This is a genomic window from Streptomyces sp. NPDC051322 (assembly GCF_040689485.1).
Lineage (GTDB): Bacteria > Actinomycetota > Actinomycetes > Streptomycetales > Streptomycetaceae > Streptomyces.
Window position 1 is genome coordinate 65,746 of record NZ_JBFBAK010000008.1, and the last position, 24,465, is coordinate 90,210.

Here is a 24,465-nt window from a genome sequence, read left to right on the forward strand (position 1 = left end):
GGGCCTGGGTACGTCGCCTGTCCACGGAGTGGCGGGGAACGCGTCACTCCGACAGGCCGTGGAAGAATCGGAATGGCTCAGAGGTACCACTAGGAGCAGGAGACACAGCACGATGCGCATCGGAGTCCTCACCGCAGGCGGCGACTGCCCCGGCCTGAACGCAGTCATCCGTTCGGTCGTGCACCGTGCCGTGGCCGGCCACAACGACGAGATCATCGGTTTCGAGGACGGTTTCAAGGGCCTGCTCGACGGCCACTTCCGCCCCCTGGACCTCAACGAGGTCAGCGGCATCCTGGCCCGTGGCGGTACGATCCTCGGCTCCGCCCGCCTGGAACGCGACCGGCTGCGCGAGGCCGCCGAGAACTGCGCCGAACTCACCCGGCGCTACGGCATCGACGCGCTGATCCCCATCGGCGGCGAGGGCACGCTCACCGCCGCCCGGATGCTCTCCGACGCGGGCATGCCGGTGGTGGGCGTGCCGAAGACCATCGACAACGACATCTCGGGCACCGACCGCACCTTCGGCTTCGACACCGCGGTCGGCGTCGCGACCGAGGCGATCGACCGGCTGAAGACCACCGCCGAGTCGCACCAGCGGGTGATGGTCGTCGAGGTGATGGGCCGGCACGCCGGCTGGATCGCTCTGGAGTCCGGGATGGCCGGCGGCGCGCACGGGATCTGCCTGCCCGAGCGCCGATTCGAGGTCGACGACCTGGTCAAGATGGTCGAGGAACGCTTCGCCCGCCGCAAGCGCTTCGCGGTCATCTGCGTCGCTGAGGGCGCGCACCCCGCCGAGGGCTCGATGCCGTACGAGAAGGGCACCATCGACCAGTACGGCCACGAACGCTTCGCCGGCATCGGCACCCGGCTGGCCCTCGAACTGGAGAAGCGCCTGGGCAAGGAGGCCCGCCCGGTCATCCTCGGCCACGTCCAGCGCGGCGGCACCCCCACCGCGTACGACAGGGTGCTGGCGACCCGCTTCGGCTGGCACGCGGTGGAGGCGGTGCACCGCGGCGACTTCGGCAACATGACGGCGCTGCACGGCACGGACATCACGATGGTGCCGCTGGCTGACGCGGTGACGCATCTGAAGACGGTCGACGGCAGCCGGATGTTCGAGGCGGAGTCGGTCTTCTAGTGCTGTGACCGGCTGCACCGGACGGGTCCGCGACACTCCCGCGGAGCGGCCCGTCGTCGCTCCGGAAGAAGCGGTCTCGGCGCACCGTTTTTCCTTCGGAAAGCAAAAGTGCATCGAAATCAGCAAAAGTTCTTTCCTGTCCGGTGGTCCGATGTTACGGTCCCCGTGAAGTCGCGCTCCTGCCCTCCCGGGCCGTGGCGCGGACAGCTGCCGACGACGGCGGGAGGGGTGACGTGAGGCGTATGACAGCTCGTCCGGCCAACATGCACCAGGCGCGGTTGCTTCGTATTCTGCGAGACCTTGGACCGCAGTCCCGGGCCGCGCTCGGTGATCACGTCGACCTTTCGCGTTCGAAGCTGGCGGTGGAGACCGACCGTCTTCTGGAGACCGGACTCGTGGTTCAGGACGGTCTCGCCGCGTCGAGGGGCGGCCGGCGTTCACACAACATGCGCGTGGCACCCACGCTGCGTTTCCTCGGCGTGGACATCGGCGCCACCTCGGTGGACGTCGCGGTCACCAACGCCGAGCTGAAGGTCCTGGGCCACCTGACCCAGCCTCTGGACGTGCGTGAGGGCCCGGTCGCCGTCTTCGAGCAGGTGCTCGCCATGGCCGCCAAACTGCGTGACGCCGGCGCGGTCGAACATTACGACGGGGCCGGCATCGGTGTACCGGGCCCGGTGCGCTTCCCGGAAGGAGTGCCGGTCGCTCCACCGATCATGCCGGGCTGGGACGGTTTCCCCGTCCGGGAGGCGATGAGCCAGGAACTGGGCTGCCCGGTCCTGGTGGACAACGACGTGAATCTGATGGCGCTGGGCGAGCAGCACTCGGGGGTGGCCCGCAGCGCACGCGACTTCCTGTACGTCAAGATCGGTACGGGTATCGGTTGCGGGATCGTGGTGGGCGGCACCGTGCACCGTGGGGTCACCGGCAGTGCGGGCGACATCGGGCACATCCGGGTGGAGCCGGACGGCTTGCCCTGTGCCTGTGGCAACCGAGGCTGTCTGGAAGCGTACTTCGGGGGCAACGCCCTGGTGCGGGACGCCACAGCGGTCGCGGAGGAGGTCGGCCGTTCACCAGAACTGGCCGCCCGGTTGGCGGCGGCGGGCCGGCTCACGTCGGCCGATGTGGCCGCGGCAGCCGGGACCGGTGACGGTGCCGCGCTGGATCTGATCCGCCAGGGCGGTGCCCGCACCGGTCAGGTGATCGCCGGCCTGGTCAGTTTCTTCAATCCCGGGCTGGTGGTGATCGGAGGCGGACTCACCGGCCTGGGCCATACCCTGCTGGCGAGCATCCGCACCCAGGTCTACCAGCAGTCCCTACCGCTGGCGACCGGCAGCCTGCCGATCGTCCTCAGTGAACTCGGCTCCGCCGCCGGCGTGGTGGGCGCCACCCGAATGATCAGCGACCACGTCTTCTCACCTGCCTGACGCTTCATCAGGACGGTGCGGACGCGCGCCGTCGCACGGCACGATCCGAACGTTGGGGTCTCGCGCCCTTTGCGGGACTGCGCCTCGTACGACTCCGCACATCGGACTCGTACTTCTGACTCGCATTTCTGACGTGCACTTCTGACTCTGCACACCGCACGGCACCGTACGCCCGGAGTCCCTCTTCAGCGCCGACACGCGCGGCTGGTCCCTTCGGCATGCCCGCCGACGGACGAACTCCCGGGCACCACCGCATCGATGGCGGCGCAGCGAAGCACCGCCGCAGGACGAGGAGCCTCATGGACAGTCAGCACAGCGTAGCCCCGCTCGGGGTGGGCATGGTCGGGTACGCCTTCATGGGCGCCGCGCACTCTCAGGCATGGCGCACGGCAGGCCGGGTCTTCGACCTGCCGCTTCGTCCGGTCATGGCCGCCGTGTGCGGTCGGGATCCGGAGGGCGTCCGGCGGGCGGCGCAAGGCCACGGCTGGGCCGCAGCGGAGACCGACTGGCGGGCCCTGATCGCCCGGCCCGACGTGCAGTTGGTCGACATCTGCACCCCTGGCGCCAGCCACGCGGAGATCGCTGTCGCGGCTTTGGAGGCCGGCAAACACGTGCTCTGCGAGAAGCCGCTGGCCAACAACGTCGACGAGGCCGAGGCGATGGCGCAGGCGGCTGCCCGCGCCGCACAAGGCGGAATCCGCTCCATGGTCGGCTTCAACTACCGCCGTACGCCTGCCCTGGCGCTGGCCCGGCAACTGGTCGCCGAGGGGCGGCTCGGCGCACTGCGGCACGTACGCGCGCAGTACCTGCAGGACTGGATCGTCGATCCGGACTTTCCCCTGGTCTGGCGGCTGCAGCAGGAGCATGCCGGTTCGGGCGCGCTCGGCGATCTGGGGGCGCACATCGTGGACCTCGCCCAGTACCTGGCCGGAGAGCGGCTGACGGGGGTGACCGCACTCACCGAGACCTTCGTACGCTCCCGGCCGCTGCCCGTGACCGCCGGCGCCCTGGCAGGCAACTCGACAGCCGGCGTGCCACGTGGCGTGGTCACGGTGGACGACGCCGCGCTGTTCAACGGCCGCTTTGCGAGTGGCGCCGTGGCCTCCTTCGAAGCTACCCGGTTCGCGACGGGCCGCAAGAACGTCCTGCGGATCGAGCTCAACGGTGAACACGGCAGCCTCTCCTTCGACCTGGAACGACTGAATGAGTTGGAGTTCTACGACGCGAGCGAACCGGCTGAGGCCGCGGGCTTCCGCCGCATCCTGGTCACCGAGCCGAAACACCCGTACCTGGAGGCCTGGTGGCCGCCCGGGCACGTGCTCGGATACGAGCACACCTTCGTGCACCAGATCCGGGACCTGGTGCACGCGATCGCCGCGGGCCAGGACCCCCTGCCGTCCTTCGAGGACGGGCTGCAAGTGCAGCGCGTCATCGCCGCGGTCGAAAGCAGTGCCGCGACCGGCAGCGCCTGGACGTCCGTGCAACAGCCCGCTGTCGTCACGGAAGCGGCCCCGGCCTGACCCCCGGGCCGGGCTTCATCCCCGTCCCTACCGACCCGCGCAAGGAGCCGCCCCGTGCCCACCGACGCGCCGACCACCCATGACCTTCCCGCCATCCCCACCCTGCGGGCCTCCCTCGACGCCCGCGCTGCCCCGGTCGCCCGGGCCTGGCTGGACGCGGCCCTCACCGTCGTAAGACGTCCCGGCGGCGCGGCCGCCGGGACAAAATCGGAAACCCCTCCGTCCCTGGAACAGGCGCTGGCCGCCGCCGGGCGGGTGTGCGGCCGGGGTCCGCTGCCCGCTCCGTTGACCGAGTGGACCATTGACGACGCGACCCGTTGTCTGCTCCTCCACGAAGCGCGCGTCGATGCGGCCGGTGCCGAGCGCCTCTACCGGCGCGGGGATGCGGCCGAACGCCGTGCTGTGCTGCGGGCGCTGCCGTACCTTCCGGTGGGCGCGGACGCCGTGCCGCTGCTGGAGGACGCGCTGCGTACCAACGACACCCGCCTCATCGCCGCCGCCGTCGGTCCGTACGCCGCTCGCCACCTGGGCGGCCACGCCTGGCGGCACGCCGTCCTCAAATGCGTCTTCACCGGCGTTTCGGTGAGTGCGGTCGCCGGCCTTGCCGAGCGGGCCGATGCCGAACTCGGACGGATGCTCTGGGATTACGCGCGTGAGCGTACTGCCGCCGGGCGTGATGTTCCTGCGGACGTCGACCTGATTCTTGCCCTGCTGCCCGAGCGCTGATCGCCGCGGGTGCGCACAGCAATGAATTAGCGGCGCGGCACTTCGCGCACTCATCGGGGCCCGTGTTCCCTTATCCATGCCCCGGCCCAGGGAAATTTAACGCGCAGTCGAAAAACAGCGTCAATGGAAAGGCATACGCGGCTGCCGAAGAGGGTCGAAATAAGGAGGATCGGCGTAAGTGCGCTGGTCCGCTCTTTTCGACGCCCGAAATATGGTATCGGCCGCAATCCGCCCGCCGGACGGAGAGAAAACTACTGACGGGTCATCAATAAGCCTTCAGAAAAAGCTTTCTGACGGCATATTGACCCCACCGATGACCGTCACTAATTTGTTCGTCGGACTTACGAAAAAGAGTACGCCATGGCAAGTACCGCGTGGCGTGCTTATTTCCGAGGAGTCACCGTACCGAGACTGAGGGAAGCCGATGAGTGGCCCATTGCTGGAGATGCAAGGCGTCGTCAAGGAATTCCCGGGCGTCCGGGCCCTGGACGGCGTTGACCTCGATGTGGTCGCGGGGGAAGTGCACTGCCTGCTGGGTCAGAACGGCGCCGGCAAGTCGACGTTGATCAAAGTGCTGGCCGGTGCGCACCAGCCCGATGCCGGTCGCGTCGTCTGGCAGGGGGAGCCGATCACGCTGTCCGCGCCCACAGCGGCCACCCACCTCGGGATAGCAACCATTTACCAAGAACTCGACCTCGTCGACGGCCTGTCGGTGGCGGAGAACATCTACCTGGGTCACGAACAGGCCCGCCTCGGGTTCACCCAGCGGGGACAGATGCGCACGGCCGCCCGTGAGCTGCTCGGCCGCCTGGGGCACGCCGACATCCCGGTCACGTCCGAGGTGGGAAGTCTGTCCGCGGCCGGTAAGCAGGTCGTGAGCATGGCCCGCGCCCTCTCCCACGACGCCCGGCTGATCGTCATGGACGAACCGTCCGCCGTCCTGGCCCACAACGAGGTGGCGAACCTGTTCCGGGTCATCCGCGACCTGACCGCCGAGGGCGTCGCGGTGGTCTACATATCCCACCGGATGGAGGAGATCCGGGAGATCGGTGACCGGGTCACCGTGCTCAAGGAAGGCCGGACGGTCGCCGCCGGGCTGTCCGCCCGGACCACGCCGACCGCTGAGCTGGTAGCGCTCATGACGGGCCGCGACGTCGAGTACGCGTTTCCGCCGCGACCGGCTCGTGCGGACCCGGATGAGCGCCCGGTGCTGCTGGAGGTCGACGGGATCGGCCGGCCCGACGAGTTCCATGACGTGTCGTTCACCGTGCGCGCCGGTGAGATCGTCGGCCTGGCGGGCCTGGTGGGCTCCGGCCGTTCGGAAATCCTCGAGACGATCTACGGGGCGCGCAGGCCGGTCTCCGGCCACATACGGCTCGCGGGCTCGGCGTTGCGTCCCGGCAGCGTCAGCGCCGCGGTCCGGGCCGGAATCGGGCTCGCGCCGGAGGAACGCAAAAGCCAAGCGCTCTTCCTGTGGGACTCCATCGCCCGCAACGTGTCGATGTCCTCGCTGCGGCGGTTCGCTCGCGCCGGCTTCGTCGACGCCCGAGCCGAACTCACGGCGGCAACCGATGCCGTACGCCGACTGGACCTGAGGCCGACCGACGTCACTCGTGCCGTGCGCACGCTTTCCGGCGGCAACCAGCAGAAAGCCGTACTCGCACGGTGGCTGCTCACCGACTGCCGGCTCCTGCTGCTCGACGAGCCGACCCGTGGTGTGGACGTGGGAGCGCGGGCCGAGTTGTACGCACTCATCCGCGAGCTGGCCGACTCCGGTGTGGCGGTGCTCCTGGTGTCGAGCGAGGTCCCGGAAGTGCTCGGTATGGCAGATCGCGTCCTCGTCATACGCGAAGGGCGCGCGGTTCGCGAAGCCGACGCCCGGGACATCGACGAATCGCAAGTCCTCGACCTGGTGATGGAAGGAAGTTCGGTGTGAATGAGCAAACGCGGCCCCCCGCCGAGGCCGCCCCCACACAGGCGATCGCCGATCGATCGCCCGCCGAAGCGGTACAGCGGACGAACGATGCGCCCCGGAAGAGCACGCGCGGGGCGTCCGCGCTCGGCCGGGTGGGCCAGGTGCGCAACCTCGGCCTGTTCGCGGTGCTGATCATTCTGTGCGTCGTCGGCGCGGCGACGTCGAGCAACTTCGCGACGAGCCAGAACGTGGTGGTGATCCTCACCAGTGCCGCGGTCGTCGGCGTCATCACGGTCGGGCAGACGTTCGTCATCATCGGCGGCGGCATCGACCTGTCCGTCGGGGCCATCGTGGCGCTGGGGTCGGTGTGGTGCACCACGGTGGCCACCCAGTCCTTCGGACTCGGCGGCATGCTGTTGTGCGCCGTTCTCGTCGGCGGGGTGGTCGGGCTGGTCAACGGCCTGATCATCGCTTACGGGCGGGTAGTCGCCTTCATCACCACGATCGCGATGATGGCCAGCGCGCGCGGGCTGGCCGAACGCATCTCGGACCGGCAGTCGCAGTTGGTCACCGTCGAACCGTTCAACCGGATCGCGTCCATCAGATTCCTCGACGTACCGCTGCTGGTGTACATCCTGGCGGTGGTGGTGATCGCCGGCTGGGTGCTGCTCAACCGGACCACCTTCGGCCGCCGGACGTACGCGATCGGTGGCAACCCGGAGGCCGCGCGCCTCGCCGGCCTCGACGTGCGCCGTCACACCGCCCTGCTCTATGTGCTCTCGGGCGTCTGCTGCGGCATAGCCGCGGTCATGCTCACCGCGCGGACCACATCGGGCGCGAGCAACCTCGGCAATCTCTACGAACTCGACTCGATCGCGGCCGTCATCATCGGCGGCACGCTGCTCACCGGCGGTCGCGGCTCGCTGATCGGCTCGATTCTCGGCGTGCTGGTCTTCACGACGATCACCAACATCTTCGTGCTCAACAACCTGACGACCGACATCCAGCAGATCGCCAAGGGCGTGATCATCGTCGCCGCGGTGCTGATCCAGCGGCGCGGCCGGGCCGCGGCCACCTAGTACCGCTGCCGGCAAGCTCTGCCCCCCGCGCCACGCGGCGCACGTCATACGGCTCAATGGAAGGAACAGTGAGATGTCAGAGTCCGAACACACCACGGTGGGCCGCAGACGCTTCCTCGCCGGAGGCGCCGCGATCGGCAGCGGCGCGCTGCTGGCCGGCTGCACGAGCAACAAGGCCCCCGACACCGCCACCGCCGACGTCAAGTCCGCAGGTACGGCGGGCGCCGGCAACGACAAGCCGGGCAAGCAGGTGACCATCGGCTTCTCGGCCCCGGCAGCCGACCACGGCTGGATGTCGGCCATCACGAAGAACGCCAGAGCCCAGGCGGAGCAGTACACCGACGTGTCCATCGAAGCCGTGGAAGGCACCAACGACGTCAACGCGCAGATCAGTCAGGTGCAGACGCTCATCGGCAAGAAGGTTGACGTCCTGGTCATCCTGCCCTTCGACGGCAAGGCGTTGACGTCCGTCGGTCAGCAGGCGATGGATGCCGGCATCCCGGTGGTCAACGTCGACCGCGCCTTTGACACGCCGCTCGCCTACCGGACCTGGATCGGCGGCGACAACTACGGCATGGGTCTCAACGCCGGCCTGTACATCGGCAGGACGCTGAAGGCCAAGGGTGTCCACTCACCGGTGATCGGTGAGATCGCAGGTATCGACAACCTGGAACTCACCAAGCAGCGCAGTACGGGCTTCAAGACCGGCCTGGCCAAGTACGGCTTCTCCGTGGGGGTCCGGCAGGCGGCCGACTTCACCGCCGACTCCGGCCAGCAGGTCATGAGCAACGTACTCCAGGCGCGCTCGCACCTGGACGCGGTGTGGAATCACGACGACGACCAGGGGATCGGCGTGGAAGCCGCGATCAAGCAGGCCGGCCGCAGCGAGTTCTTCATGGTCGGCGGTGCCGGTTCCAAGCACGCGATGCAGGAGATCAAGACGGGCAGCTCGGTGCTCAAGGCCACGGTCGTCTACCCGTCGAACATGTCGGCCTCGGCGATCCGGATCGCGAGGCTGATCGCTCAGAAGAAGGCCATGGGCGACCTGGTCGGACAGGACTTGCCGTCCTCGATCACGTTGTTCTCCGCCATCGTCACCAAGGACAACGTCGACCAGTACCTGCCGGGTGCCTTCAGCTGACGTGACGTTCGAGCACGCCTTTCCTTTCCCCGGCCGCATGCCGGGACACCATCAAGGAGGCAGACCGCATGATCCGTACACGTATCGCAGCGCTCTTGTCGGTGGCCGCTCTGGCGCTGCCCCTGACAGCCGCCACCGCGCACGCCGGCACGCCGGCTTTCCGGGTGCTGGTCTTCACCAAGACCACGGGTTTCCGCCACGACTCGATACCGGACGGGGCAGCAGCGATCGAGAAGTTGGGCCAGGAGCACGGCTTCGCCGTCGATGTGACCGAGGATGCCACCCGGTTCAACGACGCCGACCTGGCCAAGTACCGGACGGTCGTGTTCCTGTCCACCACGGGTGATCCGCTGGACCAGCAGCCGGAGAAGGACGCCTTCCAGCGCTACATCGAGCACGGTGGTGGGTTCACCGGTATCCACGCTGCCGCCGACTCCGGCTACACGTGGGCGTGGTACAGGAACCTGGTCGGCGCGTACTTCCAGGATCACCCGGCGATTCAGCAGGCCACCGTGAACGTCATCGGTCAGGGCACCGCTGCGACCAGAGGACTGCCGAACCGCTGGAGCCGTACGGACGAGTGGTACAACTACCGCTCCAACCCCCGGCAGAACGTCCGGGTGCTGGCCACGGTGGATGAGAGCACCTACGACCCGATCGGCTACACCGGCGGATCGATGGGCGACGACCACCCCATTTCCTGGTGCCATCGCTACGACGGTGGGAAGGCCTTCTACACCGGCCTGGGGCACACATCGGAGAGCTACACCGAACCGGCCTTCCTGTCACACATTCTCGGCGGCATCGAGATGACCGCAGGTGTGGCGAAGTTCAACTGCGATCCCGCCGACACGGAGTGACCGGGTGGGGGAGGCCCCGGGCCGCCTCACCGCTCGCCCGCTCGGATTCCCACGGGGACAACATCGACGACAGGCACGCGAACAGCGGGGCACGGCGCGGACCAAGCCGAGCCGTGTCGTACGACGGAGGTGACGGACATGGATGAACACAGCAACCGTACGGGAGTCTGGCTGGTGGGCGGCCGCGGATCGGTGGCCACCACGGTGATCGCGGGCACCGCCGCGCTGCGGGCCGGCCTGGCCGGGCCGGTCGGGTGTGTCACCGAGCAGCCGGGATTCCCGGATGCGGGACTGCCACGGCCGGCCGATCTGGTCTTCGGCGGGCACGATCTCTCCTGCACGCCGTTGCCCAAACGGGCCGAGCAGCTGGTCGAGTCGGGGGTGCTGCCGCACGGACTGCCGGCTGCCGTCCACGACGACCTGGTCGCAGCCGACGCCGAGATACGCCCCGCCGTTCTGCCGGGGCGTGGTCACCGGCAGTCCGAGGCGGCCGAGGCAGTGGAGGCGGATATCGCCGCTTTCCGCGAACGGCACGGCCTCGCCCGGGTGGTCGTGGTCAACGTCTCCTCGACCGAACCTGTCGCCGAAGCGCACCCCGCCCACGCATCGGCCCGGGCGCTGCGCGCCGCGCTGGCCGACGGACAGGACGTACTGCCGTCCAGCTCGCTCTACGCCTACGCCGCGCTGTCCGCGGGATGTCCCTATGTCGACTTCACTCCTTCCACCGGCATGCGGATTCCGGCACTGGCCGAGTTGGCCGCTGCCGCGGGTCTGCCCTATGCGGGGAGCGACGGCAAGACCGGTGAGACGCTGCTGAAGGCCACGCTCGGGCCGATGTTCGCCTCGCGCGGCCTGGATGTGCGGGCCTGGTCCGGCACGAACCTGCTCGGTGGCGGCGACGGCGAGACCCTGGCCGATCCGGCGGCGATGGCCAGCAAGACCACGTCCAAGCAGCGCGTGCTGACCGAGACACTGGGGCACCCGGTCGAGGGCGACGTGCACATCGACAACGTGCCGTCGCTGGGCGACTGGAAGACGGCCTGGGATCATGTGGCCTTCGAGGGTTTCCTCGGCGTGCGGATGACCCTGCAGTTCACCTGGGCCGGCTGCGACTCGGCTCTGGCCGCCCCGTTGGTCCTCGACCTGGCCCGGCTGATGGCCCGGGCGCAGGAGCGAGGGGTCCGCGGACCCGTCGCCGAGCTGGCGTATTTCTTCAAGGACCCGGTCGGCGCCGAGGAACACGGTGTGATGCGCCAGTACGAGACGCTGCGCGCCTTCGCCGCCCGCCTCGGAGAGCACCGATGAGCGCCTCCGCGGCCGCGACGACCCGGGCGCTGCTGGAGCTGATACGCGCTCCGGCGGCACTCAGTGTGCCGGGGGACGTACTGGCCGGGGCGGCCGCCGCGCAGCGACCGCTCACCCGCTCCGTGGCCGGCCTCACCGCCTCCTCCGTCTGCCTGTACTGGGCCGGGATGGCCCTCAACGACTGGGCCGACCGTGAGCTCGACGCCGTCGAGCGACCGGAGCGGCCGATCCCGTCCGGCCGGGTGGGCCCGGCCGTCGCCCTGGGTGTCGCCGGCTCCCTGACCGCCGCATCGCTGGGTCTTGCCGTCGTCAGCGGGGGGCCCGGGGCGCTGGCGATCGCCGGGCCGCTGGCGGCCACCGTCTGGTATTACGACCTGCGCGCCAAGTCCGGCCCGGCGGGCCCGGCGGTGATGGCCGCGGCCCGTGGCCTCGACGTCCTGCTCGGTGCGGGAACCGGTCGGCTGCGCAGCGCGCTGCCGGCGGCGGCCACCGTGGCCGGGCACACGCTGGCCGTCACCGTGCTCAGCCGTACGGAGGTGACCGGCGCCGACTCCCGGCTGACCGGAACCATGGTGGCCGCCACCGGGGGAGTGGTGCTCGCAGCGGGGCGGGCCTCCGGAGCGGTCGGCCGGGGCGGGAACCGGTGGCATCGCTCGGCCGCCGCGAGTGCCCTCGCCGTGTACGGGACCACCGTCGGCCGCGCCCAACTGCGGGCGGTCGGCGACCCCACACCCCGGCAGGTGCGGCGCGCCGTCGGCGCGGGCATCCTCGGCCTGATCCCGCTGCAGGCCGCGCTCACCGCGGGTGCGGGCGCACTGCGGTCCGCGCTGCCGGTGGCCGCCGCCTTTCCGGTGGCCCGGGTGCTGTCCAGGCGGGTGTCACCGACATGAGAGACCCTTCCCCGGGCGCCACCGGCGGCGCGGGCCGTCCCAGTACCGCCGGCCCGAGCACGGCGAGCGTACCGGCGCTGCGCTACGGCTTCGGCACCAACGGCTTCGCCAACCACCGGCTCGGTGACGCGCTGGCAGTCATCGCCGACCTGGGCTACGACGGCGTGGCGCTCACCCTCGATCACCACCATCTCGATCCGTACGCCCCCGACCTGGCTGCCCGGGTGGCGAACCTGGGCCACCGGCTGGACGAACTCGGGCTGACCGTGATCGTGGAGACCGGCGCGCGCTATCTGCTCGACCCGTGGCACAAGCACGAACCCACCCTGCTCTCGACCGACGGCCGGCCGCGCCGGGTGGACTTCCTGCGCCGGGCGGTGGAGATCGGCGCAGGCCTCGGCGCGCAGGCGGTCTCGTTCTGGAGCGGTGTCAAACCGCCTGCGGTCCCCACCCGGACCGCCTGGGACCGGCTGGTCGACGGCTGCGCCGACGTGGTGGCGGCGGCGCAGGCGGCCGGCGTCGTCCTCGGTTTCGAACCCGAGCCGGGGATGCTGGTCGAGAATCTCGACGGCTACGAGCAACTCGCCGCCGCGCTCGGCCACCCGGACGCTTTCGGTCTGACCCTGGACATCGGCCACTGCCGCTGCCTGGAGCCGTACTCCGTGGCGGACTGCGTGCGCCGCAGCAAGGACCGACTGGTGAACGTGCAGATCGACGACATGCGCCGCGGCACGCACGAGCACCTGGAGTTCGGCAGCGGCGAAATCGACTTCCCGCCGGTCCTGGCCGCACTCGCCCAGGTCGGTTACACCGGGCTGGTCGCGGTGGAACTGCCCCGGCACAGCCACGACGCCCCGGGTGTGGCCCGCCGTTCACTGGACTTCCTGCGCTCGGCCGAGCACGGATCCCGCGGGGACACCGCGGACCCGGCGGCCGCACCCGGCGGCCCGTCCGCATCGGCCGACGACCATCCCAGCTCCGAGGAGGCTGCATGCGCATCTTCGACCCCCACATCCACATGACCTCGCGCACCACCGACGACTATCAGGCGATGTACGCCGCCGGGGTGCGCGCTCTGGTGGAGCCGGCGTTCTGGCTGGGGCAGCCGCGCACGTCGGTGGGCAGCTTTCTGGACTACTTCGACTCCCTCATCGGCTGGGAGCCGTTCCGCGCGGCCCAGTTCGGCATCAGCCACCACTGCACCATCGCGCTGAACCCGAAGGAGGCCAACGATCCGCGCTGCGCGGAGGTGCTGGAGCACCTGCCGCGGTACCTGGCCAAGGACGGTGTGGTCGCTGTCGGTGAGATCGGGTACGACTCGATGACGCCCGAGGAGGACGAGGCGTTCGCCGCCCAACTGCAGCTGGCGATCGCCCAAGGTCTGCCGGCACTCGTGCACACACCGCACCGGGACAAGGCGGCGGGAACCGGACGCACGCTGGACGTGGTGAGGGAATCCGGCATCGCCCCCGAACGGGTGGCCGTCGACCATCTCAACGAGCTGACCGCCGCCCAGGTGGCCGAGTCCGGCTGCTGGATGGGGTTTTCCATCTACCCCGACACGAAGATGGACGAGGAGCGCATGGTGCGCATCCTTCGGGAGTTCGGCACCGAGCGGGTCCTCGTCAACTCGGCTGCGGACTGGGGGCGCAGCGATCCGCTGAAGACCCGGAGAACCGCCGAGGCGATGCTCGCCGCCGGCTTCTCGTCCGACGATGTGGATCAGGTCCTGTGGCGCAACCCGGTCGCCTTCTACGCGCAGAGCGGCCGACTGGAACTCGACGCGCCCGCCCCGCTCGGCGCGGAGGCCGAACCCGTCCCGGCCGGCGCCACCTTCGCGGGCAACTCCGTGCTCCGCGGTATCCGTAAGGAGGCGTGACGTGCGGCTGCTTCATCCCGATGGCACCCCCGTCCATATCGCGTACTGCACCAACGTGCATCCGGCCGAGGACCTCGACGGTGTGCTGGCGCAGCTCGGCCGCTACGCCGAGCCGGTACGCGAGCGGCTCGGCGTGCCCGTCCTCGGCCTCGGACTGTGGCTCGCGCACGAAGCCGCCACCGCCCTCGCGGCAGACGCGTCCGCGGTGGGCAGGCTGCGTGCCGAACTGACGGCCCGGGGTTTGGAGGTGGTCACGCTCAACGGCTTCCCGTACCGAGGATTTCACGCTCCCGTCGTCAAACGCGCCGTCTACCGGCCCGACTGGAGTTCGCCCGACCGGGTGCGCTACACCCTCGACCTCGCCCGCATCCTGGCCGCCCTGCTGCCGGCCGACGTCGCGTACGGCAGCATCTCCACGGTGCCGCTGGGCTGGCGCACACCCTGGCCGTCAGGCCGCGCGGAGAGCGCCGCGCGCCGACTGGACGAACTCGCCGCGGGTCTGGCAGCCATCGCCGACGAGACGGGCCGTACGATCCGGGTCGCCCTGGAACCGGAACCGGGCTGTGTGGTGGAAACCACCGCACAAGCCGCCCACCACCTCTCCCACGTCGACACCGACCGCATCGGAGTCTGCCTGGACGCCTGCCACCTCGCGGTCGGTTTCGAGGAGCCGGCCGCCGCGCTCGCCCGCCTGGACGCGGCGGGCCTCGCGGTCGTGAAGACCCAGGCATCCTGCGCGCTGCAGGCCGACAATCCCTCGGACCCGGCGACGCGGGCGGCACTGACGGCGTTCACCGAGGAACGCTTCCTGCACCAGGTCCGCGAGCCCGGCGGTCCGGACGCGGCCGGGCCCCCGCAGGCGGTCGACGACCTGGACGAGGCGCTGGCCGGGCGGTTGCCCGGCCGGAACCCCTGGCGGGTCCACTTCCACGTGCCGCTGCACACCGACCCCGCTCCACCGCTGACCACCACCCGCCCGGTGCTCCGGGCCACGCTCGACGCACTCTTCGGCGGGCAGCGCGCCCGCACCGCGCATGTGGAGACCGAGACCTACACCTGGGGCGTCCTGCCGGCCGGCCGCCGGCCCCGGACCCCCGGCGCCCTCGCCGCCGGCATCGCCGCCGAACTGGCTTTCACCCGTGACCACCTGCTGGACCTCGGACTGAAGGAGACCACAGGATGAGTGCCGATCCCCTGCTCGTCATCGACGTGGTGGGACTGACCCCACGCCTGCTGGCCCACATGCCCCGACTGCGCGCGGTGGGCGACGCGGGCTTCACCTCCCGGCTCGACACCTCCTTTCCCGCAGTCACCTGCACGGTGCAGTCCACGCTGCTCACCGGGGAGCCGGCTACCGGGCACGGAATCGTCGGCAACGGCTGGTACTTCCGGGAGCTCGGCGAAGTCTTCCTGTGGCGCCAGCACAACGCACTGGTCGGCGGCGAAAAGCTCTGGGAGGCGGCCCGGCGGTCGCAGCCCGGGTACCGGGTCGCCAACATCTGCTGGTGGTACGCGATGGGAGCCGACGTCGACTTCACGGTCACTCCCCGCCCGGTCTACTACGCGGACGGCCGCAAGGAACCCGACTGCTACGCACATCCGCCGAGCCTGCACGCCGAACTCACCGGCAAACTCGGTACGTTTCCGCTGTTCACCTACTGGGGGCCGACGGCCTCGATCACCTCCTCCCGATGGATCGTCGACGCGACCCGCCACATGCTGGCCACCCATGCGCCCGACCTCACGCTCGCCTACGTCCCGCACCTCGACTACGACCTGCAGCGCTTCGGCCCGGACGACCCGCGCGCCTTCGCGGCGGCGGCCGAGGTGGACCGAGTCCTCGGCCCGCTCCTGGACGACGCCGCCGCCCGCGGAGTCACCGTCGTGGCGCTCTCGGAGTACGGCATCACCGGGGTTTCCCGGGCGGTGGACATCAACCGGGTACTGCGCCGCGCCGGGCTGCTGAACGTGTACACCCAGGACGGGATGGAATACCTGGACCCGTGGACCTCGGCCGCGTTCGCGGTCGCCGACCACCAGGTCGCGCACGTCTACGTCGCCGACCCCGCCGACACCGGCCGCGTCCGGGAACTGCTCTCCGGCACCGACGGCGTGGCGGAGGTTCTCGACGAGCACGGCAAGAAGGAGTACGGCATCGACCACGCCCGCGCCGGGGACCTGGTCGCGGTCGCCGACCCGGACGCCTGGTTCACCTACTACTACTGGCTCGACGACGCTCGGGCCCCGGACTTCGCCCAGCTCGTGGAGATCCACCGCAAGCCCGGCTACGACCCGGCCGAGTTGTTCATGGACCCCGAGGATCCGCGGGTCAAGCTGCGGGCCGCGGTGGCGCTGGCCCGCAAGAAACTCGGTATGCGCTACCGGATGAGTGTCGTCCCGCTGGACCCCGCGCCGGTGCGCGGCAGCCACGGCCGGCTGCCCGACCGCCCCGACGACGGACCGGTGTTGCTCTGCTCGCGTCCGGACGAGGCGCGCGAGCGCTACGACGCGACCGAGGTGAAGGACCTGCTGCTGCGTCTCGCCGGTCTGCCCGCGAGTACACCGGGTTCCCGCTGACCCACCCATCGCCATCGCCCTGTCATCGCACCACGTTTGGAGGACCTATGCCACGTCCGGTCACCCTGTTCACCGGCCAGTGGGCGGACCTGCCCTTCGAGGAGGTCTGCCGACTGGCGTCGAAGTGGGGGTACGACGGGTTGGAAATCGCCTGCTGGGGCGACCACTTCGAGGTCGACAAGGCTCTTGCGGACGACACCTACATACCGCGCAAGCAAGCCCTGCTGGAGAAGTACCGCCTGCGGTGCTGGACGCTCTCCTGCCACCTGACCGGCCAAGCTGTGTGCGACCACCCCATCGACGAGCGTCACCGGCGCATTCTGCCGGCCCGCCTCTGGGGTGACGGTCAGCCCGAAGGGGTACGCCGGCGCGCCGCTGAGGAGGTGAAGGACACGGCTCGCGCGGCTGCGGCCTTCGGAGTCAGGACAGTGGTGGGGTTCACCGGTTCCTCGATCTGGCACACGGTGGCGATGTTCCCGCCGGTGCCGCCGGAGATGATCGAACGCGGATACGCCGACTTCGCGGAGCGGTGGAACCCGATCCTCGACGTCTTCGACGAGGTCGGGGTGCGCTTCGCCCACGAAGTGCACCCCTCCGAGATCGCCTATGACTACTGGACGACGGTGCGCACGCTGGAGGCGATCGGGCACCGGGAGGCGTTCGGACTCAACTTCGATCCGTCCCACTTCGTCTGGCAGGATCTGGATCCGGTGGGCTTCCTGTGGGATTTCCGGGACCGGATCTACCACGTGGACTGCAAGGAGTCGGTCAAGCAGCTCAACGGGCGCAACGGACGGCTGGGTTCCCATCTGCCGTGGGCGGACCCGCGCCGCGGCTGGGACTTCGTCTCCACCGGCCATGGGGACGTCCCGTGGGAGGCCTGCTTCCGGATGCTCAACGCGATCGAGTACGACGGCCCGATCTCGGTCGAGTGGGAGGACGCGGGAATGGACCGCTTGGTGGGCGGTCCGGACGCGCTGGCCTTCGTCCGCGGGCTCACCGCCATCGAGCCGCCCCAGCAGGCGTTCGACGCCGCGTTCGGTACCGGCGACTGACACCCGCAGGACGCCGCGGCCATCGCCCGCCCGGCCGCTGAAACACCGTGACTCCCCAGGGTTCGCCACCCTGGGGAGTCTTTCCGTGTTCCCGGCGCCGGCCTCAGTCCATGGTGAGGGCGTCGAGGCTGAACAGGTCACCACTGCCACCGGTGAAGACCATGTACAGCTCGTGTGTCCCGCCCGGGTCCTTCACCGGTGCTGTCACCGTGGTGTAGGCGCCGGAGGTGGCGCCGACGGCGGCGGAGCCCAGCAGGGGACCGGTCGGTGAATCGGCGTGCACCTCGATGGTGCCCCCCGAGCCGGCAGAGGCAGCCCGGAAGTCGATGGCGCTCACGCCCTGAAGGTCGTACGGATCGAACTCGATCCAGTCACCGTTGTTGATGGAGGTGACCGCTTCCGCGCCCTGGGCATTGGCGTCCGCGCTGGTCTGGACGCCGGACTGGGAGCGGTAGAACTCAGCCTGCTTGGCCTTGGGCTGAAGAATGATCTGCGTCGTGCCGGTGAGGTCGGGCACCCCGGCGGTCGGCGAGGTGTCCGTGTAGGTGGCCGAGAAGATTCCGTAGAAGTTGTCGGCATCCGTGTGGCCCGCGGTGGTCATGTTGAACGTGCCGCTGCAGCCGGTCTCCTGCGAGAGGTTGTGGGAGTGCTCCTCGTGGCCCAAGGAGTAGTTCACCTGCACCTTGGAGCAGTCCACCGGGGTGCCGTCCGGGTCGGTCACATCGACCTTCCACGCGACCTGATCCCCGTCCTTGAAGGTCAGACCGTTCGGCGGGGAGGAGAACTTCAGGACCGGCGCCGTGTTCCCCACGGTGACGAGGACGGCCGCGACGCCTGTTCTGCCGCTCGGGTCGGTCACCGTGAGCTTGGCGTGGTACTGGCCGCCGGCGCTGTACGTGTAGGACGGTGTGGCACTCGTGGAGTCGACCGTGCCGTCGTTGTTGAAGTCCCACGCGTAGGTGAGCGCGTCCTTCTCCGGGTCGGTCGAGCCGGAGCCGTCGAACCCGACGGTCAGCGGGCTCTTGCCCGAGGTGACGTCCGTGGTGATGGCGGCGGTCGGTGCCTTGTTGCCGGGGGCGTACTCGATCTTGTAGAGGCCGGCGTCGAGCGAACCGCCGAACCAGGCGCTGCCGTAGTCGAGCACGTACAGGGAGCCGTCCGGGCCGAACTCGGTGTCGATCGGCTCGACGAGGTGGGCCCAGTCGCTACCGGTGGTCAGGGTGTCAATGGACTGGATGTCGCCCTTGCTGTCGGAGGTGATCGGCTTGATCCAGTGCTGGCTGAACTCGTAGGCGAAGAACTTGTCGTCGTAGCTCTGCGGGAACTTGACCTGCGAGTCCAGCTGCGCGTCGTAGTGGTACACCGGCCCGGCCATCGGCGCACCCTGGCCGCCCAGCTGGGGGAACTGCGGGTTACCGGCGTAGTGGTTCCAGATCCAGGCCGGCTGGGCCGGCGGCAGGTCGGTCAGGCCGGTGTTGTTGGGCGAGTTGTTCACCGGGTGCGCGCAGTCGAAGGGCTGCCCCGACTTGCCGGTGGCGAAGTCGTACTGGATGTAGGGCGTGTTGTCGCCGATGCAGTACGGCCAGCCGAAGTTGCCGGGCTTGGTGATCCGGTTGTACTCAACCGTGTTCTCCGGCCCGCGCAGTGGGTCGGGGCTGCCGGCGTCCGGCCCGTAGTCGGCCAGGTAGACCACGCCGGTCTTGTTGTCGATGGAGAACCGGAAGGGGTTGCGGAAGCCCATCGCGTAGATCTCGGGACGAGTCTTCGGGGTCCCCTTCGGGAACAGGTTCCCCTTCGGGACGCTGTAAGCGCCGTTGCCCTTGACCTTGATCCGCAGCAGCTTGCCGCGCAGGTCGTTGGTGTTCGCCGCCGCCCGCTGCTCGTCGTAGGTGGGGTTGCGACCCGAGCGCGAGTCGATGGGGCTGTAGCCGTCGGAGTCGAACGGGTTGGTGTCGCCGCCCGTGGCCAGCAGCAGATTGCCCTTGGCGTCGAAGTGCATGTCCCCGGCGACGTGGCAGCACTGACCGCGCTCCGTGGCCACCTGCATGATCTTCTGCTCGCTCGACAGGTCGAGCTTCCCGTTGCTGAACGTGAAGCGCGAAAGCTGGTTGTGCCCCTTGAAGGGAGCGAGCTCCGCCGCGGTGCCCCAGTCGGGGGCGTCGGTGGTGGGTGTGTCGAGCTTCGGCGCGTAGTACGCGTAAACCCAGTGGTTGCGCGTGAAGTTGGGGTCCAGCGCGATGGTCTGCAGACCGTCCTCGTCGTGCGTGTACACGTCGAGCTTCGCCGCGACGTTCGTGAGGCCGTCGAGCGTCGTGTCGTAGATGACGCCGTCGCGGGAGCTGTGCAGGACGCTGCCGTCGGGGAGCACGGCGAGCCCCATGGGCTCGCCGACCTGGTCGGGGCCCTTGGCGAGGGTTACCTGCTGGAAGTCTGCGGTGGCCGTGGCGGCTGCCGCCGCCGGTTCTGTGTGTGCCTGCGTCCGCGCGGACGCGGACGTCGGTCCCGCTATCGCCACCCCGACGCTGAGCATGGTGCCCAACGTGGCGGTGAGGAACCGGGTCAAAGGTATATGCACGTGCTGTCTGCCTCTCTGAAGGCCGTCCGGATCAGATGTCGGGGCGGCGGGTGGCGGACTATCGCTTGCGCTGTGCGGCGGACCGATGACTGCTCGAGCCCGGCGGCCGGCTGCTGGGCAGCAACCGGGGATCGCGCCGTGCGGGTGGCCGGGAGTGCGGCACCCGGGGAACGCGAGTGACTGCTCCGGCAGGTTCATGACGGAGCGTCGCAACTGTGGCGCGCTCCGAGGTCGCTGGCAAGGGCTACTGCTCAGTTCGAGCAACAATTACCTGGAAGTGGCCCTATCTTTTGGTCACTTGAGGATAAAGATGAGAAAACTCGGGCCGAACTATGGACAGCTCGGTCGGGCCCTTCTACTGTTTCGGCGCGACGAGGCTTACCTCGCGTGGAGAGGCGCCGCGTGCGGAGGCCGCACCGCCGACACCTCTGATCGTTGCTCCGGAGCGAAGGAGTGATCATGAGCAAGTTGCAACCGGACGGCTTTGCACGCTCGGCCCCGGTCGGCCCCGCTCAGCCCTGTGCGGCCGCCCAGAACCGCGGCACGATCCCCTCGAGGAACGCGCGCCCCTCGTCACCGGACCCCCCACCCGCCCCCCAGCTGAGCGTGGACACCATCTGCGCCTGGTAGTCGGAGTGCAGCTGCTCCAGGGCGCCCTCGATCTGCGGTCGGGGCAGCGGCACCAGCTTGGCCGTGGCGCGTACGTGGGCCTGCCAGCGGGTGGTCACCGCGCGGCGCAGGACGTCGGCCAGCTCGCCGTCGCGGCCGGTCGCCGTCAGAAATTCGGCCGGGGTCAGCGAGAGCGCTTCGGTGAGCGCCATCGACTGGCGCTCGTTGCCGCGCCAACGCCCCGACTCCTCCATCTTCAGGTAGGCGGGCACGTCCATGCCCACCTGCCGCGCCAGGTCCTCCGGCGCCAGACCGTGAGCGAGTCGGTGCTCACGCAGGGTCGTGGCGGCGACCAGGAGTTCGCCGGGGGAGCACCACAGCACACCGGCCAGTGCGGTCAGCTCACGGGCGGTCGGGGACTGCAGGCCGCGCTCCCAGGCGGCCACCAGGTCCGGTGTGGCCGGCAGGCCGTACTGGGCGCGGAGGCCGTAGGCGACATGGCCGGGAGCCATGCCGAGCGCTTCACGCAGACGGCGCGCGGCGGAGGCATCGAAGGGTGGGGTCTGGTGCACGGGCACAAGATAAGGGGGTTCGCCGTCCGGTGGATACCATTTGTTCACCCCGTCTCACGATGTGTCCACATCGTGAGGTCATCCCTTGACCGCCCCGCCCAGCGCGAAGCCGCCGCCGAGCCGGCGTGAGATCAGGACGTACAGCAGGACCACGGGCGTGGAGTAGATGATCGAGAAGGCGGCCAGTTCGCCGAACGCCACCTGTCCTCCCCGGTTGCCGAAGAAATTGTAGAGAGAGACCGATGCGGGCAGCTGGTCGGGGGTGAGCAGCAGCATGAAGGGGACGAAGAAGTTGCCCCACATCATGATGAAGCTGAAGATCGTCACGACCATCACGCCGGGCCCCATCAGCGGAAGCACGATCCGTCGCAGGGTCTGCAGACCGCTCGCGCCGTCCGTCCAGGCCGCTTCCTCCAGCACCATCGGGACGCCGTCCATGAAGTTCTTCATCAGCCAGATACCGAAGGGCAGTTGGGACGTGGCCAGGAACAGCGCGGTGCCGTACATCGTGTCGATGAGATCGGTCTGCACGAACAGGCCGTAGACCGGGACCATGATCGCGGTGATGGGCAGACAGGTGGTGAAGAGGACCGTCAGCAGGAACGGCCTGTTGAACCGCGACTTGTAGCGGGAGAGCGGGTACGCGGCGAGCGCTGCGGCGGCGACCGTCAGGGCGGTCGCGCCGCCGCACAGGATCAGGCTGTTGAGCATCGGCCGGAAGGTGATGTCCTCGGTGAGGATGTCCGAGTAGTTCGACAGGCCGGGGCTGTCCGGGATTCGCACCCGGAGCCCGGCGTGCGGGTCGACCGAGGAGAGGGCGAGCCACACCAGCGGCACCGCGAAAGCCGCGGCGACCACCAGCAGCGCGGCGTCGATGGCGAGGCGTTCGGTCGTTCGGCGGCGCATGGACACCTCACACCTCCGTCTTGAGCAGGCGCAGATAGACGACCGAGAAGAGCGAGCTGATCAGCAGCAGAAGCAGCGCGACGGCCGTTCCGTAGCCGATGAAGCTCTTGAGGAACGCCTGGTCGTACATGAACACCGGCAGGGTCTCGCTGCGATTGCCGGGGCCACCCCGGGTCATCGCCCAGATCAGCCCGAAGACCGACAGCGTCTGCAGGGTGTTGAGCATCAGGTTGGTGGCGATGGAGCGGCGGATCATGGGCAGGGTGATGTGCCAGAACCGCCGCAGACCTCCGGCGCCGTCGACTTCGGCCGACTCGGTGATGTCCTGGGGGATCTCATTGAGCGCGGCCGAGTAGATCAACATCGAGAAGGCCGTGCCGCGCCACACGTTGGCGAAGGAGACGGCGAGGATGGGCAGGGTGTAGAGCCAGTTCTGGGACGGCAGATGGAGCCAGTCCAGGATGACGTTCAGGGTGCCTTCGCGGCGGAAGAACGCGTACAGCAGGAAGGCGGCGACGATCTCCGGGAGCACCCACGCGGCGATCACGAAGACGCCGGTCGCGGTGCGCACGGGTTTGGAGGCGCGGCGCATCAGGGTGGCCAGGGCCAGACCCAGACTGTTCTGGCCGAGGATGGACGAGATCACGGTGAAGACGAGCGTGAGCCAGACGGCGTTACGGAACTCCGGATCGCTGAAGGCGCGCCGGAAGTTCGCGAGACCGACGAAGTCGGTCGACGACGAACCGGTCAACTGCATGTCGGTGAAGGCGATGTACACGCAGTAGCCGATGGGTCCGGCGAGGAAGATGAGCAGCAGGGCGACGGCGGGGGTGATCGGGAGCCAGCCCAGCGGGCCGCCCCGGCGCAGCGTGCTGGTCATTCCTTGTGGACGATCGCGTCGCCGACAGCGGTCTTCAACTGCTCGTCGTAGGTCTTCGCCGCCGCGTCCGGGTCGGCGTCACCGGTGGTGACGGCCTCCATCGCCTCGCCGATCGCGGACGAGACCTGCGGATAGGCGGGAAGCGCCGGCCGGTAGTGGGTGTACTTGACCAGGCTGGTGAAGAACTTCACCCCGGGACTGGATTTCTGGTAGTCCGGGTCTTTGGCGACATCGTCGCGGCACGCGATCTGGGCGCCCGCGATGGTGTACTTGACGGCGTTCTCCTTGGTCTGGAGCTGTTCGATCATCTTCCAGGCCAGGTCGGCGTTCTTCGACTTGGCCGGGATGGACCAGGTCCAGCCGCCGGACATGGAGACCTTGCCCGGTGCTTGGCCGTACTGGGTGGGCATCGCCGCCTGTCCCAGCGTCTTCGACCAGGCGGGCCAGGGGCTGCCTCCCGACGGCAGCCACTGCTGGCCGGCGAAGGAACCGTCGATGTCGATGGCCAGCTTGGACCGGGGCATCCAGTCGGTCTGCACGTTGGTCATGGCGTTCGGATCGAGCGCGTCGGACTTGTCGAGCCCGAGTTTCTCCGAGAAGACGGTGTCCACGAAGGCGAGCGAGTCCTTGAAGCCCTTGCTGCCCGCCACCCACTTGCGCTGCTTCGCGTCGTACAGCGGGTCGGAGCCCGTGCCGTACAGCAGCATTTCGAAGCCCTGCATGACCGCGGCCTCGCCGGGGCCCTTGCCGGTGTAGATGTTGAGCGGAACGGTGCCCGGGACCTTCTTCTTGATGGTGCGTGCGGCGTCGAGGATCTCGGCCCAGTTCTTCGGCTGCCAGTTCGCGGGCAGACCGGCCTTCTTGAAGATCTCCTTGTTGAACCAGATGCCACGGGTGTCGGTGCCGTCCGGGACGCCGTAGGTCTTCCCGTCCTGGGCTCTCGCGGCCGCCTTGGCGGTCGGTACGAAGTGCTGCCAAGTGGGCCAGGACTTCAGGTACTTGTCGATCGGCGCCAGATAGCCGCTCTTGATGTCGGAGTTGATCAGGAAGGTGTCCTCGTAGACCAGATCGGGAGCGGTCTTCGGGGAGCGCATCATCTGCTGGATCTTGGTGTAGTAGGCGTTCTCGTCCGCCTGGATGGGCAGGAGCTCGACCTTCTTGCCCGGGTTGGCCTTCTCGAATTCCTTCTTCACCGAGGCCAGGTAATTGTCCATGATGCGGACCTTGTTGCTGGTGGATCGTTCATAGGCGATCCGTACGGTGTCCGGGTCGCTGCCGGAACCACTGCCGCAGGCGGTGAGCGAACCCGCGGCGAGGACGGTGAATGCGGCGGCGAGGATCAGCGGGGCGGTGGGGCGCACGGGCACGACCTCCTCAGACGCGAACCGCGATCAGCGGCTGCCCGGCGAAC

Annotated in this window: 20 protein-coding genes; 15 read left to right on the forward strand and 5 right to left on the reverse strand. The window is 69.1% G+C overall.

The genetic code is table 11. The features are described from left to right. Window positions 1-112: 112 nt before the first annotated feature. From AB0436_RS19640 to AB0436_RS19710, 15 genes are all read left to right on the forward strand, one after another. Complete coding sequence (locus tag AB0436_RS19640; protein WP_366469175.1) at window positions 113-1,138, forward strand: ATP-dependent 6-phosphofructokinase; 1,026 nt, start codon at window positions 113-115, stop codon at window positions 1,136-1,138. A gap of 242 nt (window positions 1,139-1,380) precedes the next feature. Beyond that, the gene (locus AB0436_RS19645) at window positions 1,381-2,565 is read left to right on the forward strand and encodes an ROK family transcriptional regulator (RefSeq protein WP_366469176.1); all 1,185 of its coding nucleotides are present in this window, start codon (window positions 1,381-1,383) and stop codon (window positions 2,563-2,565) included. Window positions 2,566-2,864: 299 nt separating this feature from the next. Next, window positions 2,865-4,085 (forward strand): Gfo/Idh/MocA family oxidoreductase, encoded by a 1,221-nt coding sequence (locus AB0436_RS19650; RefSeq protein ID WP_366469177.1) that lies wholly within the window; start codon window positions 2,865-2,867, stop codon window positions 4,083-4,085. A 54-nt stretch (window positions 4,086-4,139) separates the two neighbouring features. After that, entirely contained in the window at window positions 4,140-4,811 is a 672-nt protein-coding gene (locus AB0436_RS19655; protein ID WP_366469178.1) for an EboA domain-containing protein, read from the forward strand. Window positions 4,812-5,235: 424 nt separating this feature from the next. Next, window positions 5,236-6,747: a sugar ABC transporter ATP-binding protein gene (locus tag AB0436_RS19660; protein WP_366469179.1), complete on the forward strand. Its 1,512-nt coding sequence runs from the start codon at window positions 5,236-5,238 to the stop codon at window positions 6,745-6,747. Continuing rightward, window positions 6,744-7,805, forward strand: coding sequence for an ABC transporter permease (locus AB0436_RS19665; protein ID WP_366469180.1), 1,062 nt, complete (start codon window positions 6,744-6,746; stop codon window positions 7,803-7,805). Before AB0436_RS19660 ends, AB0436_RS19665 begins: the two co-directional genes overlap by 4 nt. A gap of 73 nt (window positions 7,806-7,878) precedes the next feature. Then, complete coding sequence (locus AB0436_RS19670; protein WP_366469181.1) at window positions 7,879-8,946, forward strand: substrate-binding domain-containing protein; 1,068 nt, start codon at window positions 7,879-7,881, stop codon at window positions 8,944-8,946. Window positions 8,947-9,014: 68 nt separating this feature from the next. Further along, entirely contained in the window at window positions 9,015-9,806 is a 792-nt protein-coding gene (locus AB0436_RS19675; protein WP_366469182.1) for a ThuA domain-containing protein, read from the forward strand. A gap of 138 nt (window positions 9,807-9,944) precedes the next feature. Then, a complete protein-coding gene (locus tag AB0436_RS19680) occupies window positions 9,945-11,111 on the forward strand; it encodes an inositol-3-phosphate synthase (protein WP_366469183.1) in 1,167 nt (388 codons plus the stop codon). Continuing rightward, the gene (locus tag AB0436_RS19685; RefSeq protein WP_366469184.1) at window positions 11,108-12,001 is read left to right on the forward strand and encodes an SCO3242 family prenyltransferase; all 894 of its coding nucleotides are present in this window, start codon (window positions 11,108-11,110) and stop codon (window positions 11,999-12,001) included. Before AB0436_RS19680 ends, AB0436_RS19685 begins: the two co-directional genes overlap by 4 nt. After that, window positions 11,998-13,023 carry a sugar phosphate isomerase/epimerase family protein gene (locus tag AB0436_RS19690; protein ID WP_366469185.1) on the forward strand — a complete coding sequence of 342 codons (1,026 nt, stop codon included), beginning with the start codon at window positions 11,998-12,000 and terminating at the stop codon, window positions 13,021-13,023. The genes AB0436_RS19685 and AB0436_RS19690 overlap by 4 nt, the downstream gene beginning before the upstream one ends. Continuing rightward, the gene (locus tag AB0436_RS19695; RefSeq protein WP_366469186.1) at window positions 12,993-13,880 is read left to right on the forward strand and encodes a TatD family hydrolase; all 888 of its coding nucleotides are present in this window, start codon (window positions 12,993-12,995) and stop codon (window positions 13,878-13,880) included. Before AB0436_RS19690 ends, AB0436_RS19695 begins: the two co-directional genes overlap by 31 nt. Window position 13,881: 1 nt before the next feature. After that, entirely contained in the window at window positions 13,882-15,063 is a 1,182-nt protein-coding gene (gene eboE / locus AB0436_RS19700) for a metabolite traffic protein EboE (RefSeq protein WP_366469187.1), read from the forward strand. Beyond that, window positions 15,060-16,457, forward strand: a complete 1,398-nt coding sequence (locus AB0436_RS19705) for a nucleotide pyrophosphatase/phosphodiesterase family protein (RefSeq protein WP_366469188.1) — start codon at window positions 15,060-15,062, stop codon at window positions 16,455-16,457. Before eboE ends, AB0436_RS19705 begins: the two co-directional genes overlap by 4 nt. 47 nt (window positions 16,458-16,504) lie before the next feature. After that, entirely contained in the window at window positions 16,505-17,512 is a 1,008-nt protein-coding gene (locus tag AB0436_RS19710; protein ID WP_366469189.1) for a sugar phosphate isomerase/epimerase family protein, read from the forward strand. 103 nt (window positions 17,513-17,615) lie between these two features. Here the strand turns inward: AB0436_RS19710 and AB0436_RS19715 are convergent, their stop codons facing one another. The 5 genes from AB0436_RS19715 to AB0436_RS19735 all read right to left on the reverse strand — a co-directional run bounded on the left by AB0436_RS19715 (window position 17,616) and on the right by AB0436_RS19735 (window position 24,415). Further along, on the reverse strand, window positions 17,616-20,042 hold the full coding sequence (locus tag AB0436_RS19715) for a PQQ-dependent sugar dehydrogenase (RefSeq protein ID WP_366469190.1): 2,427 nt from the start codon (window positions 20,040-20,042) through the stop codon (window positions 17,616-17,618). A gap of 557 nt (window positions 20,043-20,599) precedes the next feature. Next, window positions 20,600-21,268: a helix-turn-helix transcriptional regulator gene (locus AB0436_RS19720; RefSeq protein ID WP_366469191.1), complete on the reverse strand. Its 669-nt coding sequence runs from the start codon at window positions 21,266-21,268 to the stop codon at window positions 20,600-20,602. Window positions 21,269-21,346: 78 nt separating this feature from the next. Further along, entirely contained in the window at window positions 21,347-22,174 is an 828-nt protein-coding gene (locus tag AB0436_RS19725; RefSeq protein WP_366469192.1) for a carbohydrate ABC transporter permease, read from the reverse strand. Window positions 22,175-22,181: 7 nt separating this feature from the next. Beyond that, window positions 22,182-23,054, reverse strand: a complete 873-nt coding sequence (locus AB0436_RS19730) for a sugar ABC transporter permease (protein WP_366469193.1) — start codon at window positions 23,052-23,054, stop codon at window positions 22,182-22,184. Further along, a complete protein-coding gene (locus AB0436_RS19735; RefSeq protein ID WP_366469194.1) occupies window positions 23,051-24,415 on the reverse strand; it encodes an extracellular solute-binding protein in 1,365 nt (454 codons plus the stop codon). Before AB0436_RS19735 ends, AB0436_RS19730 begins: the two co-directional genes overlap by 4 nt. Window positions 24,416-24,465 lie beyond the last annotated feature (50 nt).